The sequence below is a fragment of the candidate division KSB1 bacterium genome (genome assembly GCA_034506395.1).
Classification (GTDB): Bacteria; Zhuqueibacterota; Zhuqueibacteria; order Thermofontimicrobiales; family Thermofontimicrobiaceae; genus Thermofontimicrobium.
Genome location: JAPDPQ010000030.1, coordinates 46,532 through 64,991, shown reverse-complemented (window position 1 = coordinate 64,991; position 18,460 = coordinate 46,532). Strand labels below are relative to the sequence as shown.

At 47.1% G+C, this 18,460-nt stretch carries 12 protein-coding genes; 4 read left to right on the top strand and 8 right to left on the bottom strand.

The genetic code is table 11. The features are described from left to right. From ONB37_16225 to trxA, 3 genes are all read right to left on the bottom strand, one after another. Positions 1 to 835 (bottom strand): xanthine dehydrogenase family protein subunit M (locus ONB37_16225; GenBank protein MDZ7401703.1); only part of this gene is annotated, 835 nt, incomplete at its 3' end. After that, positions 832 to 3,246: a xanthine dehydrogenase family protein molybdopterin-binding subunit gene (locus ONB37_16220; protein ID MDZ7401702.1), complete on the bottom strand. Its 2,415-nt coding sequence runs from the start codon at positions 3,244 to 3,246 to the stop codon at positions 832 to 834. The genes ONB37_16225 and ONB37_16220, both read right to left, overlap by 4 nt. A gap of 518 nt (positions 3,247 to 3,764) precedes the next feature. Beyond that, the gene (trxA, locus tag ONB37_16215) at positions 3,765 to 4,586 is read right to left on the bottom strand and encodes a thioredoxin (protein ID MDZ7401701.1); all 822 of its coding nucleotides are present in this window, start codon (positions 4,584 to 4,586) and stop codon (positions 3,765 to 3,767) included. 1,097 nt (positions 4,587 to 5,683) lie between these two features. Between trxA and ONB37_16210 the strand changes: the two genes are divergently transcribed. Continuing rightward, positions 5,684 to 5,989, top strand: coding sequence for an RNA-binding protein (locus ONB37_16210; protein MDZ7401700.1), 306 nt, complete (start codon positions 5,684 to 5,686; stop codon positions 5,987 to 5,989). Between the two features lie 516 nt (positions 5,990 to 6,505). Continuing rightward, entirely contained in the window at positions 6,506 to 6,805 is a 300-nt protein-coding gene (locus ONB37_16205; protein MDZ7401699.1) for an RNA-binding protein, read from the top strand. Between the two features lie 44 nt (positions 6,806 to 6,849). Here the strand turns inward: ONB37_16205 and ONB37_16200 are convergent, their stop codons facing one another. Together ONB37_16200 and ONB37_16195 are read right to left on the bottom strand one after the other, a co-directional pair. Then, positions 6,850 to 9,210 (bottom strand): pyridoxal phosphate-dependent aminotransferase, encoded by a 2,361-nt coding sequence (locus tag ONB37_16200; GenBank protein ID MDZ7401698.1) that lies wholly within the window; start codon positions 9,208 to 9,210, stop codon positions 6,850 to 6,852. 424 nt (positions 9,211 to 9,634) lie between these two features. After that, positions 9,635 to 11,044: an SPFH domain-containing protein gene (locus ONB37_16195; protein ID MDZ7401697.1), complete on the bottom strand. Its 1,410-nt coding sequence runs from the start codon at positions 11,042 to 11,044 to the stop codon at positions 9,635 to 9,637. 397 nt (positions 11,045 to 11,441) lie between these two features. Here ONB37_16195 and ONB37_16190 point away from each other — a divergent pair, with 397 nt between their 5' ends. Continuing rightward, positions 11,442 to 12,827, top strand: a complete 1,386-nt coding sequence (locus tag ONB37_16190; protein ID MDZ7401696.1) for a sodium:alanine symporter family protein — start codon at positions 11,442 to 11,444, stop codon at positions 12,825 to 12,827. A 791-nt stretch (positions 12,828 to 13,618) separates the two neighbouring features. Then, the gene (locus ONB37_16185; protein MDZ7401695.1) at positions 13,619 to 14,023 is read left to right on the top strand and encodes a hypothetical protein; all 405 of its coding nucleotides are present in this window, start codon (positions 13,619 to 13,621) and stop codon (positions 14,021 to 14,023) included. Positions 14,024 to 14,862: 839 nt separating this feature from the next. Here the strand turns inward: ONB37_16185 and ONB37_16180 are convergent. The 3 genes from ONB37_16180 to ONB37_16170 all read right to left on the bottom strand — a co-directional run bounded on the left by ONB37_16180 (position 14,863) and on the right by ONB37_16170 (position 18,268). After that, positions 14,863 to 16,266 carry an amino acid permease gene (locus ONB37_16180; protein ID MDZ7401694.1) on the bottom strand — a complete coding sequence of 468 codons (1,404 nt, stop codon included), beginning with the start codon at positions 16,264 to 16,266 and terminating at the stop codon, positions 14,863 to 14,865. Between the two features lie 14 nt (positions 16,267 to 16,280). Next, on the bottom strand, positions 16,281 to 17,366 hold the full coding sequence (gene hisC, locus ONB37_16175; GenBank protein ID MDZ7401693.1) for a histidinol-phosphate transaminase: 1,086 nt from the start codon (positions 17,364 to 17,366) through the stop codon (positions 16,281 to 16,283). A 626-nt stretch (positions 17,367 to 17,992) separates the two neighbouring features. After that, positions 17,993 to 18,268 (bottom strand): hypothetical protein, encoded by a 276-nt coding sequence (locus tag ONB37_16170; protein ID MDZ7401692.1) that lies wholly within the window; start codon positions 18,266 to 18,268, stop codon positions 17,993 to 17,995. Positions 18,269 to 18,460: the final 192 nt, after the last annotated feature.

Sequence of the window (18,460 nt, the reverse complement as noted above, 5' to 3'; positions counted from 1 at the left end):
AAAACACCTGCTGCACCACGGGCAATTTGTAGGCGCTGGACCAGCGCAGGCCCGTTTTCTCCAGAACAAGCTCGCCCAGTCTGGTAGCGAGATGGCGGAATAGCTCATCTGAACAGGGTTTGCCTCGGGCCTCAGCTTCCAATTCATGGAATCGAACTCCGATGGGGGTTACTGCTCCACTGGCAATGCGAAGATCCTCGATCACACCCTCGCCAATTTTAATCAGCAGCGCCAGCGTGATGCGGCTGATGGCCACGCCCCGCCGTCGGCCCAATTTGTAGAACTGGCCTCGATAGCCATCGGGCAGGGCGGGCAGGATGATCTGGGCCAATAGCTCATCGGGTGCAAGTTGGGTGCGATAGGGTTTCAATAAAAATTCGGACAGCGGAATGACCCGCTCCCGATGGCGTGAGAGAATCCGCAGGCTGGCTTCATAAACCAGAAGTGGTGGCACGCTATCGGCGCAGGGCGCATTGTTGCAGCAATTGCCCCCGATGGTCGCCCGATTGCGGATCTGCACGCTGCCGATCCCCTGGGCCGCCTGCGCCAGCAATGGAAAATGCTCCCGCAACGACCCATTTTGGCTCAGCTCAGAAAACGTGGTGCCAGCGCCGATTTTCATCTGCCTGCCATCCCATTCAATCCCTTTCAGCTCAGCGATCGCACCGATATCGACCAACTTTTTGATCGATCCAAATCTGCGGCTGCCTTGCCGCAGGCCAGGGACGATATCAGTGCCGCCTGCCAAAACGGCTGCCTCGCCATTGTTTTCCTTAAGGGTGGCTAATGCTTCATTGAGCGTTCGAGGACGGATGTATTCGATGGCAGGTATCATCTCGCACTCCCCCTTCCTAAATCGGCTGGCCGCAATTTGCGGCGCAAGAATATTTCCTCCAAATTCAGCGGCAGATGAAAATAGCGCACGCCCACGGCATTACGCACGGCATTGGCAATGGCCGCCGCCGTCAGCTCCATGGCGGGCTCGCCCAGCGACTTGGCGCCCCAGGGACCGTAGCAATCCCTCCCCTCCATGAAGATCGGCACGATCTCGCCGATGTCCTTGCTGGTGGGAATCAAGTACTGGTCGAAATTCAACTCCCGAATGAAACCGTCCTGGCTGGAAATTTCCTCCCACAAGCCATAGCCCGCTCCCTGGGTGACGCCGCCGTAAATTTGCCCCTGGGCGCCTAACAGGTTGATCACCGTGCCAGGGTTGTGCACCGCTACCACTCGCTCCACATAAACCTCCCCCGTAGCAATATTCACGCTCACCTCGGCTACCTGGCAACCGTAGACGTACGTGAAATAGGCCTGCCCCTGTCCCGTGGACTCGTGCCAATCGACTTTGGGGCCTGGATACCAGCCAATGGCGGCCAGGCAGATTCCCTTTTGATATGCCAGATTGCATAAATTGGCAAATGAGATGCGATGCTGCGGATCATCCTCCAGCCAGATCTCTCGATGGCGAAAGATCAGTTTCTGAGACGGATCGAGTTGCCATTCACTTCTAACCAATTGTTCCAACCGAACTCGAACGATATCTGCCGCCGCTTTCACAGCGCCGCCGCCCATGATAGTTGAACGGGAGGCCACGGTGGGACCGCTATCGGGCACCAGGCCTGTATCCTGTTCCAGATAACAAATATCCTCCACTTCGATCCCCAGCACTTCGGCAGCGATGATGGAAAACGTGGTGCGCAAGCCCTGGCCGTTCTCCGCCAGGCCCGAAATCAGATACGCCGAGCCATCCGTCTGCACCGAAAGGTAGGCCGCCGCCGCATCGATGCCCTCGGCGCCTAGCGAGCAGCCCCGATAGCTCATCGCCAGCCCAATCCCCTTTTTAATTGTCTCATCGGCAGGTAGAAAATCGCTGGGCCGCAGAATCAAATTCGTTCCATCGCCAGAGGCTAGCTGGCGGAGCCATTCGCCTATTTGTTTCCAATTATTTTCATCTTGATTCTTTTGCCATTTTAAACGAAAATCGGTCGTCGCCACGGCCCGATCCAGAATGTCGATCAGATTCACGTCATGATTTTCCAGCCGCTGCCCTGTGGCCGTGATCGAGCCGAGCCGCAGCCCATTGATGCGCCGAATCTCATCGGGCGTTTTGCCCAATTGGATGGCGATCTCGTCGATGAGCGACTCCTGGGCGAAGATCGGCTGCGGCGAGCCAAAGCCCCGCATGGCACCTGTGTAGGGATTGTTGGTGTAAACCGCCCGCACATCGGTCCAGACATGTTCGATCTCGTACGGCCCAGTGGCCTGAACCACAGTGCGCCACGTGACGAATGGGCTCATGGAGGCATAGGCTCCCCCATCGGCCAGAATGTCTATCTTCATGGCGATGATTTTGCCATCCCGATTGAAGCCGACTTTGTAGTGCATAATGTAGGGATGGCGCTTGTAGGATTCGAGGATGGATTCCTCACGGCGATAGCGGATTTTAATGGGACGTCCCGTCTTCAGCGCCCCAATAGCGGCACGGGCGGCCAGAATATCCATGATGTCATCCTTCCCGCCGAATGAGCCACCCAATTCAGCCTGTTCCACCCGCACCCGAGCCAGCGGCCAGCCCAGCGCCGCCGCCACAATCCGCCGAGCCGTGTACGGATTTTGAATGCTCCCGATGATTTTGATCTCATCCCTGCCTTTGACGGGATAGCCCAGCACCGCCTCGGGCTCCAGGTAGGCGTGTTCGATCCATGGCGTGGTGTAAGTCTGCTCGATGATGAAATCGCTTTTGGCAAATCCCTGCTCCACATCGCCCTTGCGCAGCGGATGATGGACGATCAAATTGGTGCCCGTTTCGGGATGGATCAATGGCGCATCGGGCGCCAGGGCCAGCCTGGGATCGGTGAGCCCAGGCAGTGGCTCATAATCCACCCGAACTTTGTCTCGTAACGGAAATAATTTCTCTTCGGACTCGCCTAACAGCATGGCGACAACATCGCCTGGAGTCACGATTTTCTCGAAGGCGAAGATCGGCTGATCGGCCTTCACCACGCCCACTTTTTTGGCGCCAGGGATATCATTGCTATCGCAGATGGCTACAATGGCAGGATCCGAGTGAATAGCAGAATAGTCGATACGATGAATTCTGGCATGAGCCACAGGCAGGCGAACCATCACCCCAAAAAGCTGACCAGGCAGGTTATAATCATCCGCAAACATGGCCTGACCCGTGACTTTGGTGCGGGCATCCTGGCGAGGGATGGGGTTGCCAATGAGTGAAAATTGCTCTTTCATAGCAGCGGATCTAATGTTTCAATGAGTGCGATTTTGATTCCATCACTTGGAGCGATGAACTCAGTTTAATGAGCAAAAATGAGATTGTAATTTAATTAAATTAGTTCAAAATAACAACCTTTTTTTCAGGGATTATAAGGAAGCGCGAAATTTATCTGGATATGCGTAGGGGGAATAGCCATAAATGTGGGAGGAGATAGCATAGAAATTTTTCCTTGAGATAAAGCTTTCGCCCTAACTCGGAACTCTCCATGACATATTTTCGGTATGATGCAGATTGGATTCAATATGCAAATCAAGAATAAAATAAAAATCGCCCTCGAAAGGGCGAAAATGATTCATTGATTGAAATGTTCATGCTCAAAATTTTTATCATAGAATTCAGAACAAATTTAGCCAAACCGATTGTAAAGAGATCTCACATCAAAAATGAATCACATTAGGTTTATCGCAAGCATGCGAATGATCATAATTCAGGAAGTTCACGTATTTGGCAGTGAAGGAGTCCTCCTTAATGATCAAAAAAGCGCTGAAGAAAATCTCCGATGATATTTTTGGGTCAATGGATGCTCATTTCCTAGTATTTTAAACAAGGAGACACAGGCTTTGCGGGCTCCATCGTCATCGACTTTGCGGTCGATGATGATGGATTCGATCCAGGATTCCAGCGCCGTTTCAAAATCGCGTTTTTTCAACGCGTCGATCCCTTTAAGATACAGGGACCAGGCCTCTGGATGACCTTGTTTTGCCTCTTTTCCGAGATCTTTAGATGAATTCATCAGCCGCTGCAACACCCGCATGGCATCGACCTGATCGAACATTGGATGCGCCTCATCTACCTTTTCCACCAGTTTAATCGCTTTATCAGGATTTTCTAAAAACAGAATGCGAGCGAGCATCACTTTTGCATCGAGATTATTTTCATCCTGGTTCACGGAGTACTGCAGCAACTGTTTGGCTCGCTGGAGATCGCCAAATTCCAGGGCTTCCATGGCCTGTTGGAGGGCATCTTTCGATTTTGTGGGCAGGTTTTCCTCCAGCCATCTCACGACGTGGGCCTCTGGCAGTGCACCCACAAACTCAGCAATAATTTGCCCTTGATAAACCATCTTTACCGCCGGAATACTTTGAATGCCGAATTGCATCGCAATATCCGGCTGCGTCTCCGTATCAATCTTCACCAATTTCCAGCGACCATTGGCTTGTTTAGCTAACTTCTCTAAAATCGGACCTAACATCCGACAGGGCGAACACCATTCCGCCCAAAAATCCACTACCACTGGCTGCTGAAAACTGGGCTCTACCACATCCCGCCTTAAATCCACCATCTGCTGATTCATAATTTCCACCTTTTCGTCAAGTCATTTTGGGAGCAGCACGCCAATTTGATTCATCTGTCTAATCCTTTAAATAGAACAATAACGCCGCGGAGCTCCCAATCTTTTTCCACCAATTGAAATGATCGAATATTGAATTCATTTGTTGAGGTAAAGTTCCATTTGTTTTAAAATAATCAAGAGATGCAAAATCAGAACATACAAATGTCACTCCTGCAAATCTAGGAGTTGCTTTTACCCCAGATATTCACAAATGAATAGATTTCTGTCAGTAAAAACCTGACATCCATATCGCGGATCCTTTCTATGATGAACAGCTTTAATGGAATCCAATTTTCAGGATAATCGGTTCTTGAATGCCATCACGAATCATTAAAAATTGGTTTCACACCTCATCAGCAAATTAAATTCACAATCATTGGAATAAATTTTTCGAAAATACTTCTTGACTTCGACAAAAGATATTCGTATATTGCTCCAGTCCAAATTGATTGAGTGATAAGAAATATTTTCATAGCCGCTTCAACTGAGAGCTCCAGCTTGCAATTCTCTAAGACTGCCTCCAAGGTTTGAAAGCTTCTATTCGATAAGAAAATATTTTACGCCGAAGCGCCCAACAAATTTGGTTGGGCTTTTATATGAATTACTCTGCCTGCCTCCTCGCGAATAAGATGCTTCTGCTCAGCAAATCGTTCTCAGATCGCAAGGAAAATTTTGTATTCAAATTGGACACAAAAAATAGTGCAGATAAAAAGTAAAAAGTCCCTCCCTTCGTTCCAGGATTCACTTTTCTTGGCTTCCTTCTGACTGCGGAGATAGCGATATGCCAACTGGAACTGGGTAATGATTTAAGACTATCCAGTCATTCTGATCGTTCCATCATATGATTGCTGGACCATCAACGAAGCATGTCTTTATTGATCGAGGGTAAGAATTTTCATTGAAGGATTCGTTGGTCACCAGCTTCTGATGGATTTTCAGCGTGGCTCCGTTTATTCATCGATCAGTTTTGAGCTGGAGCAAGGGAGAAGGCGTCAGAAACAAGATAGTTAGCATAATCATCTCTCACAAATTTCATTCAAACTCACAAGGAGCATATCATGAACCTCTACATTGGCAATTTATCAGAGAAAGTCACAGACGACGATTTGCGTCAGACATTTGAAACTTACGGTGAAGTCTCCTCGGCAAAGGTCATCACGGACAGGTACACGAAAGCCAGTCGCGGATTTGGCTTTGTTGAGATGCCAGTCCAGCAGGATGCGCTAACCGCTATGGACGAATTGAATAATACCGAACTCAAAGGTAAACGCATTGTCGTTAATGAAGCGCGACAACGAACCGATAAACGTCGCGATTCGAGCAGCCCAGGTCGGCGCAATAGCACATGGCAGAACCGATATTAATCTCTGCAAAGCATCGCTGGTCGACCAATTGGCTGGCTGCTCGATAGCTGGATTGATGATTTTTCCGCCCATTTGGGTTAGTATACTTTTTCGCGATGCGTTTCCTTCGCAAATAACTCAATCCAATTGTCCAATATCATAATATCTTGCTTTCTGATCCGAAAGATCAGAGCACCCGTTCTGAAGCTGATTGGCGGCAGAGGGAAATTCATGCCTTCAGCATCGAAAAATTGAATAGAAATGTGCACAAAAAGACTTTGTGATTCCGATCTGTCTCTCAAGTACTTGTTGGAGCGAAATAACGAACCTATCCATTGTGCAAAAGTTGGAATTTATTAATAAGCTTCTGCAAAATTCAGGGAATTCATATTGGCGTCATACCTGGGAATGTCGGGGTCTCTTGGCTCGTTGATCTGTGAGGTAAAAGAGACTCTCGCGGCCGAATAAAATGATATCCGCTTATTCTCAATTTGCTCATACTGCAGAGCTTTAATTTATTAAAACAAGGGAGTGAATATGATCATTTATGTTGGAAATTTGCCACAGGACTTCGAGGAAGATGAACTTGTCGAGATGTTCGAGGAATATGGCAAAGTAAATAGTGTCAAGATCATCCGCGATCAAATCACCAATCGGTCGCGCGGCTACGCTTTTGTGAAAATGGATGATAAGGAGGCCGCCCGTCAAGCGATAGAAGATTGGGATCAAGGATCGATCGATGATCAAATTATCAAAGTGCAGGAAGCGAGATTTTCTAACAAAAGCGGCAAAAAAGGAGAGGGAAAATCAAATACGAGGCGCAGCAAGCGGATTTAGCTCCGGGCATGCTAAAAATCCTCTTGCTGCTCCCCATCGGTTCGCTATTGTAATGCTGCTGCCTCATCCCCGGCGATAATTGCAGCAATCCTCGCTTTTATCTGATCAGGCGTCTCCAAGGCTGAATTGATCATATAACAGGGCGCTATTTTTAATAACTGTTGAAAATAGCGCTTTTGCAATTCCATCCGATCCATCGAACGGACTAAGAGATGGGGGTTGAAAAACGGCACGCTCTGCATCCCCCCATAGCTGCTCTGGGCACGTCCCTCCTCCAATATCTTCAGCGCCTCTTCTGGATTCAACTTGACAATCGCTGGAGAAATCGGATCCTTTCGGAACAATAACACCCAGTTTACCTTGGTCCGCTTCACATGTCGCTCTGGGCCTCCTAGCCAATAAGGATCGAGCATAGCTATCGAGATTTTTGAGGCCGAAAAACAATATGGGGCTCCCCGGTCCAGCCGACAGTTGTCCTCCCGTTTGCATTTTTCATTGGTGCATTCATCTTTCGAGGTCACTACATTTTCACATTTGCTGAGATCGAACAATGGCACCATCTGGGGGAATTTCTCGACGAAATCGGTATTGAACGCAAATTTGCGCTCCACGGTATCGGCGATGGCCTCGCTGCCGATATAACGGACGACCACAAAATCGTTGGAATGCAATTTTACTTGCGGCTGCTTCAATAGCTCAGCAAACTGCTCCATCTTGCCTGTGCCTGGAGGTCCCATTAACAATAAACCTTTTCCGCCGATATCCACTGATTGCGCTCTCACACTATGCAAATTATAAAGCCGTTCTGTAATATCGGCCACCATACCCAGCGCCAGGCTGCGCAATTGCGGATAAAACGCGGATTTGAAATAGAAAGCCGTTCTGGATTCTTGATTGTAAAAAGCGCGTGGCTCACGACCAGTGATCCAATTCACTGCATAAATAATCGCGTGGGGTTCTAAATCGGTCTCCAATTGCGCTGGATAGAAATTTTCCACCCAGAAATCGTACAAATGGGGACTATTGGTGCGCAATTGGATCACGATCCCGGCGATATTTACATTCCACTCGTAATAGCCCTCGAAGGTCATGAAAGCCTCGGATTCGGCCATCAGCGCATTGCGCATCTCCAAGCTAATATTCGGTTCGACCTCAACAAAAGTCTTTCGTTTCGTGACGGTATTGTTAAGTGGCTTTCGCTCCGCCTTTTTGACCGGTACCAGCCGCGCCATCGCCTCGGTGATCCGATCCATAGCCTTCTCGATGTTTTCCATCGAATTGGCGTAGGAGAAACGAATGAATTTGTCATCACCGAAAGCTTCCCCAGGCACCACCGCCACTTTCGCTTCTTTCAGTAAATAATAGGCCAGCCCGTTGGAATTGCGGATCTGTGTTCCCTCGTAAGCATAATCGTAATAGGCCGAAAAATTCGGGAACAAATAAAATGCGCCTTGCGATTTGTAGCAGGAGACTTTCGGGATCTGGGTCAGCCGATAATGCATGTAGTTTCGCCGTCGTTGAAACTCGGACACCATTTTGTTGATCTCATTCTGTGGGCCGCCAAATGCCTCGATACATGCCTTTTGGGAGATCGTACACGCATTGGAGGTACTATGGCTTTGCACCTTATCCATCGCTGCGATGATCTCCTTCGGACCAGCCGCATAGCCGATCCGCCAGCCAGTCATCGCATACGCTTTCGATGCTCCATTGATCACCACGGTTTGACGTTTGATCTTATCACCCAAGGCCGCCATACTGAAAAAGCGAAATCCATCGTATACTAACTTGTCGTAAATTTCATCCGATATAATTAAAAGCCCTTCATCCACTGCAATTTCAGCCAACTCCTCTAACTCCTCTCGAGAATAAACCGTGCCAGTGGGATTGCATGGATTGTTGATGATCAAAGCCTTGGTCCGCGAATTGATAGCGCGGCTCAGATCTTTCGGCGTTAATTTGAAACCGTTCTCTTCTCTGGTCGGCACAATGACGGGCGTTCCCTTGGCCAAATTGACGATCTCTGGATAAGATACCCAATAAGGCGCTGGAATAATCGCCTCATCCCCGGGGTTGAAAATCGCCATGGCCAAATTATAGAGGCTATTTTTGCCGCCACTGGAAATGATGATCTCATCTTTTTCGTATTTCACGCCATGATCATTATAGATGCGCCGAATGATCGCTTCCTTCAGCGCCGGCATCCCAGAATTGGCCGTATATTTGGTGAAATTCTTATCAATCGCTTGCTTCCCAGCTTCTTTAATATGATCTGGAGTGGAAAAATCTGGCTCACCAACGCTTAAATCGATGACATCAATCCCCTCCGCTCGCATCGCCTGAGCCTTGGCATTTATTCGCAACGTCGGAGAATAGGCAATTTCATGAATTCGATCTGCTATCATATTCCCTTCTTGACTTCGGATTTCAGAATGACATGACGTAAGACATAAAAGGAAAACAGCAAATGGGAAAAGGCAAAAGCGAATCAAAGAAACAAAAAGTTGTCCTTCTTAAGCTTCATTTGAAACCCAGTTACCATCGCCCGCCTCAATTCCATAATGAGTCTAACGATCTCTCTTTCCACTTTTGTTTGATACAAATTAAGTGCTATTTCCGTGACTCAACTGATTCCATCGCTTGGAGCAATGAAATCAATCCTTTTGTTTGACACCAATTTATTGCTACCCCAGTGACGAAAACCAAGCTATTGATGATTGCCAGATGGCAATTCTTAACTGACCGCTATTTCCTGATCACTGATTCCTCATCACTGATTACTGATCACTGATCACTGATTACTGATTACTGATCACTGATCACTGAACCCTATCCATTTTCTTTCTTCTGCCCTGGCAGCTTTTCTAGCAATTTTTTGAGATCGACACCGCTCAGTGATTCCACTACGGTCGGTAACTGGGCAAGCACCTGGGCCACTTGTTCGGTGATTTTCGAGACGCCGACTGATCCATCGCCGCCGCCGACCATGACGATCTTATCGATCTTAGAGAGCGGTTCTGATACTGCCCTGGCCAACTCGGGCAGCGCATCAATGATCATTTTATAGATCGCAGCTTCGTTATAATCCTTCCAAGACTCTGCTTTTTGCTTCATTGCCTCGGCTTCGGCTGCGCCGCGGGCTTTAATCAGCTCAGCTTCTGTCAGACCTTGCAGTTTCAAAGCTTCCGCGCGCGCTTTGGCCTCCGCCTCGATTCGATAACTCTCAGCTTCTGCCTCTGCCTGCATTTGATACTTCTTGGCATCGGCAGCTTTCTTGACCGAAGCCTCCAATTCTTTCTCCTTCCGCAAAATCTCCATCTCTTCGATCTTGATCGCCTGTTCCTTTTCAATCAATTTCACCTGAGACTCTTCTTTTTTGATCTGCTGAACGATGCGATATTTCTCTAAATCATAAGAGAGATCAGCCAATGCCCGCTTCTGATTGATGTCCGCTTGGTATTGGGCTCGCTGTGCCTCGAAATCCCGATTTGCCTTTGCAATTTCAATTTCAGCTTTCAATTTGGCAATATCGCCGTCCTTTCTTGCCTGCGCGGCTCGAATCGATGCCTCCTTATCCGTCTCAGCTTGAGCAATGGCAGCATTCATTTTCACCTGTGCGATCTGCGGCTGTCCCAGCGCTGCTAAATATCCCTGCGTGTCATTAATATCTTTCAAAGCGAACGACAACACTTCCAGCCCCATGCGCGCAAAATCTTTTTGCGATTCCTGAATGACCCGAGCTGCAAACTTCTCGCGGTTCTGATAAATCTCTTCCACCGTCATCGACCCAAGCACCGCCCGCATATAGCCTTCAAGCACACTGTAAGATACATCTTTGATCCCTTGCGCTCCGCTGCTTAAAAACTGCTCAGCCGCCTTTCGGATCGCACTCTCCTCACTGCTGATCTTGACTTGTGCTGTGGCCTCTGCGATAATATGCACGCCCTGGGCCGTTAAGACCTCCGGGGTCTTGATGTTCAATGTGTAAATTTCCAGCGGCAGCACCTGCACCTGCTCAATAAATGGTTTCACAAACGTACCGCCACCGATACTGATCCGATAACCGATCTTCCTCACTGTTCCATCCGGATCTGTTACCTTTCGCACTCGACCACCTGAAATGATCAATACCTCGTTCGGACCAACCTTTCGATATTGCTTCGCCAATGCAATAATAATCAGAATAAACAAGACAAGCACAACGCCGATAATAATCAGCCAGTTCACCGTTGATGCCATGAGACCCTCCTTGGTGCTCCTATTTTAATTGCTCATGCGATATTTTTTATTAGCGGATAGAAATGAAGCCCAAATATAGAGAAAATTAACCTATTTTGCAATAGATTTTTTGAGTATTTCTGCTCAGACCATCACGCAAATTCATCCAAGTTGGTTATTCACACCGTAATTCACCCATCTTCCTCGCAGCATCATGGATTTTTTGAGATCGCTTCAGCGGTTTTATTTGACCATGCATAACGCTTACAATCTCCCTAGAGATTCTCCTTGACTTTCGGCTACAATTTTTTTATTATTTGCCCTCAGACTGATTCCATCGCTTTAAGCGATGAAATCAGTCTGATTAGTAATCGTCGTTTCAAATTGCCGCGGAAAAACTCATAGGAAAGGAATCGACATGCAAGGTTTAGAACAACTCTTAAGCAAGATTAGCAACTGGGTCTGGGGAATACCGCTGCTTGTGCTTCTATTTGGAACTCATTTGTTTCTCACTATTCGCTTGCGATTTATTCAACGATATATCGGAAAAGCCATTAAACTTTCGTTCCGCCGGCAGACCGAAGGCGCTGGGGATGTCAGCCATTTTGGCGCTCTCACCACAGCATTAGCAGCAACCATCGGGACGGGCAACATCGTCGGCGTTGCCACAGCCATTGCCGCTGGCGGACCTGGCGCCGTGCTCTGGACCTGGCTCACGGGTGTGTTTGGCATTGCCACCAAATACGCCGAAGCCGTGCTCTCCGTCAAATATCGCATCACCACCCCATCAGGCTTGATGGCGGGCGGCCCTATGTACGTCCTGGAACGGGGACTGAAAATGAAATGGCTGGGCATCATCTTCGCCGCTCTCACCGCAGTCACCGCATTTGGCATTGGCAATATGGTGCAGGCCAACTCCATCGCCTCCATGGTCACTGAAACAGTTAAGGGCTCTCTCTGGATTACGACAAGATTCCCCGAGCTGATTCAATATTTGCCCTGGATCACTGGGGTTTTTATGACGAGCCTTACTGCTATCGTCATCCTCGGCGGGATTAAATCTATTGCCCGGGTCTGCGAAGGATTGGTCCCATTTATGGCAGTGTTTTATGTGATGGGATGCGTCATCTTGCTGATCATGGGTGCTTCGACCATTCCGCATACCATCAAATTAATTTTGGAGAGCGCATTTACTGGACATGCGGCTCTGGGCGGATTTCTCGGTGCGGGCGTTCGCGAGGCGATCCGCTACGGCATTGCTCGCGGTCTTTTTTCCAATGAATCAGGACTGGGCAGCGCACCTATCGTCGCCGCTGCCGCACAGACCAAAAATCCCGTCCGACAGGCGCTGGTATCCTCAACAGGCACGTTTTGGGATACGGTCGTCGTCTGCGCCATGACAGGATTGGTGCTGGTCAATTCCAATGAATGGCTCAAAGGCCTTTCTGGCGCAGCGCTCACCAAAGCCGCGTTCTCCGATATTCCCGTCATCGGCCCTATCGTTTTGACCATTGGCTTGCTCACCTTCGTCTTTTCCACCATTCTCGGCTGGTCCTATTACGGCGAAAAAGCAGCGGAATATCTATTTGGGACTCGCATCATTCTCCCTTATCGTCTGGTTTGGGTGGTCATGGTCATGGTCGGCTCCGTCGCCACCATGCCAGCGGTCTGGTCCTTTGCCGATATTGCCAACGGACTGATGGCAATTCCCAATTTGATCTCGCTGTTGCTACTGAGCGGGGTGATTGTTGCAGAGACAAGGAAGTTTTTATGGAGCGATCGGCTGGATGAAGTTGGGGATTAAGTAATTGGATAACTGGGTAATTGAGGTAATTGGGTAACTAGGGTAATTCGGGTGATTAAACCTTTTCATTAATCAGAGGGGGAACGATTTTTTTTATTCTCCCATTAGAGTTCTGTAAAATACAACATCTTGTCGTTTCGAGTGAAGCGAGAAATCTGGTTAATCAGCTATATTTATGCCATATACAGATTCCTCACTCCTCCGCCAGTTGGCGGATCCGTTCGGAATGACATGAATTTTACTATTTTGCAGAAGTATATCTACCATAGAATTGGAGTGTCTCAGAAATTAGCAAAATTCATTTCTGTGGGATTTCAATTCTGTGGGAGCTTCTTTTCTCGCCTCAACTAATTTTTGTACTTCTCACTCATTGGGGATAAATAAAATCTGTCAACTACTGACATGCTAGCATTCAAGGCTCGATTAATTTAACTTATTATTACAGCGCAAAATGTTGTTGGAATTATTTGCCGAATTCATTCATTTCGGGCTGCTATTATTCCCAATCGATTTACAACAGCTACGAAGATTTGCCGTTTGCTTAAGTTAATTTGAAGCGCACTTAACACAACATTTTTATTCATCCCTCCTGAATTTTGATGCCATCATCCAGCGGATTGAAGGCAAGGATTTTGGGATCGCCCAGCGGCCGAGGCGGGTTTGTACGAATTGTGATTTGAGGTTTTATTGTGATATAAAAAGCATTTCATAGTTGACCATCTTCAAACCTAATTCTACCGAATTATAAACAATCCATTTTCTATTCCTGGCTGGTGAAAAAAGAACTGCTGGTGGTTGATAACGAACCATCGATCACGCAGTTTATCCAGAAGAGTTTTCACCTGGACAACTACTGTTTCGATTCTGGGACAGAGAAGACTTTCTTTCTCGATTTATTAAAACGAAGCAATGTGAATAAACTCTACTTCACAGGCATGCTCACCCATGGTGAATCAGAATTTTTTATCAGCTACATCGATCCCATCAGCCAAACCGTGCGCAAATATTATCCTGATTTCCTGATGCAAAATAATGACGGAAGCTGGACCATAATCGAAATCAAAGGCGATTACATGATCGATGATGCCGTAACCGCAGCGAAGGAAAAATATGCCAGGGAGATGGGGTTTGTGAATCAGATGGAATATCGATTGATGGAGACGAGTATTACGGGCAATGGACAAATCTTAATCTAAAAAACCAAAATTTAGTTGCTTTTCAAAGATGATATGATTGACTTAAAAGGCCAGGGAATGACAATAACTTCCTAACCATCTAGTTACTTAGCTATAGTTTGCAGGCTGATCATGAATGCTGCAGTACAACGACCATAATCTTGAGGATTTGTTATTCAAGATTGAAGCAGGTGAACAATTTGGGATCTATCATTTTACCTATTCGGGTGTCAAATTTAATCCTGCTCCCCAATCGATCATCCCTGAGCTAATTTCCCTGCACGAATATTTCCATAGACAGTTGAATAATAACACGCTTTAGGGTACTGTTCTTCATTTTCAGGCTCATCTGATTCATCATGTGGAGAATTCATCTCAATATCAGTCGATTCTGGCTAAGTTAACTCGAAATTGTAGAACGACTCATGAGAGTTATGCCACCTATATCAATTTCTACATCGCCAATCGAAAAGGAGTTTCGGGTCAATGTCTTGAGCCCGAAGAATTCCTGAAAAATAATCCCACCTATCTAATTAAGCAGGCAAAAAAATTAGCTCCTGAGTTTAGCCTGGGGCATTTAAATTATTGTGCTGTGAACAGTTCCCTGCGTGCTTGCATGCAAGGGTCAGCCGTATTCCATGTTTTGATGATAGTAGATTTAAATAAATTTGAGCCTGCCCAGCAATTACGCAGGCAAGATTTTCCCGATGGCAGATTAGAACAGCTCAAGGAAATTATCTCACCAGAATTGTGGCATAGCATCTGGATGGCTATACAAATGGTATTTAGCCGATGCTAATTACAAGCATTAGTCGATGATAATCCTGTCAGTCAAAGCAATGGCAACTTGAGTTTTTTCATTATCGCCTCTGCCACCATAACTTAAGCTTCCCTCGATAATAGTAAATGAGACCCGAACAAGTTAGCAGCATACCCAAAAGCGATGGGACGAAGGCCGTATATAATGTCACCCCCATAAACCAAAGCTGAATGATCAGCACGATGATCAGTGTGAAGGGATAGCCCCAAACTCGGTAAGGTCTGGGGGCATTGGGATATTTTTTTCTTAAAATGAACACAGCCGCAAAGGTTGAGACGTTAAAGATTGATGAAGTGAATGAGAAGAAATCAATGATCGTTTCATACGCGCGGCCAGCGAAAGCAGCCCCCATGAGCAAAACGGTTGCCCAAAGCGCCTGAGCGATCATGGCGCGATTGGGGGTTCGGTACTTGGGATGAATTTTTGCCAACACTGGGATAAACAATCCATCTCGCGACATGGCATACCAGGTCCGGGCTTTGACCAGGATCTGGGTATTGACATTTCCGAATGTGTTCAGCGCGATGGCCAGCGCAATGAACATGCCACCAGCAGTGCCAACGACAGCGTTCATCATATTGGTGGCAACTTCTGGGGAGGCTTTGATCTGCTCAGGGGACAATTGATAGAGATAGGCGCTGTTGGCCGCAAGGTAGAGCAACATCACGCCGACGATACCCAAAATAATCGATAGCGGGAGATTTTTGCGGGGATTTTTCACCTCTTCTGCGACATAGGTCGCACCTTCCCAGCCGCTGTAAGCGAAAAATCCATAGCGCATGGCTTGCCCTACAGCCAGCATGGTGGCCCAACCAAATTGCTCTGGCCATAGGGGGCTGGAAAAATGCATCATATTCCCTGCCTTAACAAAGCCGAATGAAATGATGGTTCCCAGCGCCAGCAATTTGATGAACATAAAAATATTTTGAAGCACGCCACTGAAGAACACGCCAAAACAATTCAGCATCGTCAGCAACCAGATGATCGAAAAGGCGATGAGAATTTCAATTGGGTAAGCAATCGGATGACCGAACAGCAACTGGAATAGCGAGCTGCTGTATTCGGCGAATACCAATGCGACAGCCACAATCGAAGCAGTCTCTGAGACAAAGAACATGGCCCAGCCTCTCAAGAATGTCCACACTGGCGGATAAGCGGCTTTGAGGTAAGCGTATGGGCCCCCCGATTTTGGCATCATCGCCACCAGTTCGGCGTAACAGAAAGCCCCCAACAAAGTCGCAATGCCGCCCAAAATCCATACACCATAAAAGAGGCTGACTGCTGCTACGGCCATCATAATCGGCTGCGGCGTGCGAAAAATTCCTGAACCAATGATGCGGCTGATCACGATTGAGAACGATTCCAGAAGCCCCAGGTCGCGCTTCAGTTCCGTTTCTTCCGAGAAGAGATCCTTCTCTTTCGTTCCATCTTTTGGAGAGATCATTCATCTTCCTTCTTTTACAAAATTCGCTTCAACACTTTAGCAAAAAACCGATTTTCCGACTCAAGTCCCGCAGTAATTCGAATCCCATTGGGAATTCCGAACGCCTTGAGGGGACGGACGATGATGCCATGGCATAAGAGCCGGTGATTCAATTTTTCTACCTGCTGTTCAGAGTCCAATAGAATGGTCACAAAATTGGCATGAGATTTTAAATATCGAATCCCCAAACGGTCGAATAAATCATAAAAGAATTCTAGCCCTCGGCGGCTCAATTTCACATACGCTTCCATGAACTCATTATCTTCCAGGGCAGCGAGGCCGGCTGCTTGGGCAGGGATGCTTGGTTCAAATGGCAGTTTCACTTTCATCAAATTCTTGATCAGATGATCATGGGCAAAACCATAACCAATTCGAATGCCAGCCAGTCCGTACGCCTTGGAGAACGTCCGCAGCGTGATGACATTATCAAGTCGATATTTCATCGAATCTGGATAGATGGGATCATGTTGGGCAAACTCAAAATAGGCTTCATCGATGATGATCAGCACTTGGGAGGGAACTCTGGCGATAAACTGCAAAAATTCTCTTACAGTGAAAATGGTCCCGGTGGGATTATTGGGATTTGCCAGATAGATGATTTTGGTTTTCTCGGTTATCGAGTCGGCGATGGCCGTTAAATCGAAGCGATAATCTTTCAATGGAACAGTCTTTAACCTGATTCCTCGGGAGTGCGCCAATACCCGAAAGCCGATAAATGTCCCTTCCGATGTCAATGCCTCTTCATCATCCAGCATAAAGGTGCGGAGGATGACGGACATGATGCCCTCAGACCCATGCCCGGTGATGACATTATCCACCGTCACATCAAAGCGTTCGGCCAAAGCGCGGCGCAAGTCGTAACATGCTGGGTTGGGATAACGATGGATTTCTTTCAAGCTTTCGATCATCGCCTCCACGGCTTTGGGCGACGGCCCCATGGGATTCTCGTTCGACGCCAGTTTAATCACCTTTTTAACGCCGAATTCCCGCTGAATCTCGGCAATGGACCGTCCTGGCTGATAAGGCTCTAATGTTTCAATATGGCTGGGAACTAATGGCATAGCATCACCTCATTCGACAGGCTGTCCGAAAATAGGCACTGACCGGGCGCTTACAAATTTGGTGCAGATTAAATCTCAAGGAATTGGACGGCTTTAGCGGGTAAGCGAGTGGTCAGCTTTTTTACTTTTCGGTCAGACTTTCGATCCCTGCACGATTCGTTCAGGGACTTTCGAACGAATGATCAATTTAATCAAAAACCATAATGTTGCATACTTCCATCAAAACTTGAGAACTGACTTTCTTCAATAACAATGAACAACGAATTGTGCTTTTTATGACAACTTGAACGTGCAATCCGGAGCGATCTCTTGAAAGTAACCGCCAATATACAAATCCTGAGCCAACTTATCAAGTCTTTTTTGACGACGGCAAAGAGGCGACCCTTCTATTGATAGGCCACTGTGCTGGGAAAGCCCACACAGCTTGCATATTTGAATCCTTGTTTAATTTGATGACTCCAAAAAGAAATAAGCCTCACGAACCTGTTACTGTTGGACATAATGCGCCTTTGACACTGATCCATTGGAAAATGATCTTTCGCTAAAGAATGAGATTAGACCAGTATCAAATGCGCTTTCCCAGACAATCGAGGTGCGCAAGGCTTGTGCAAGTTAATTGATCGGGTTTATAAACCGGGGATCAAAAACGGCAAAACCACCAGGGCGATGCCCAAGATGATCAAAATAAATCCCACCTGCGCGATAATATTTTGAGGGATAAGCTTAACGATGATTTCCAATACCTTCAGAACAAAATTGAGGATCTTCTCTAAAATCCCCTGATCGACGGTGCTGGCCCTTGCAGCTTGGCGACGTGACAATGAACTGTATACCATGAGTCCACCGCCGACCAGAATGAACAGAATCCCAATAGCAAATACGATCCAGCCTTGAACTGTCATAAATTTGTCCTCCTAAGTGATGGTGATGTACTGCTAAAATTTAGGGATTATTTTAAATTCTGCTAAACGAAAACAAAAATGTTTCAGGATAAGCCAAAGATGAATATTTATGATCCCAATTGAGGATTTCCAAATGAATCGCTCCCGTCTACAAACACTTTATGTCTATCCTATAAAATATTGACCAGTTGC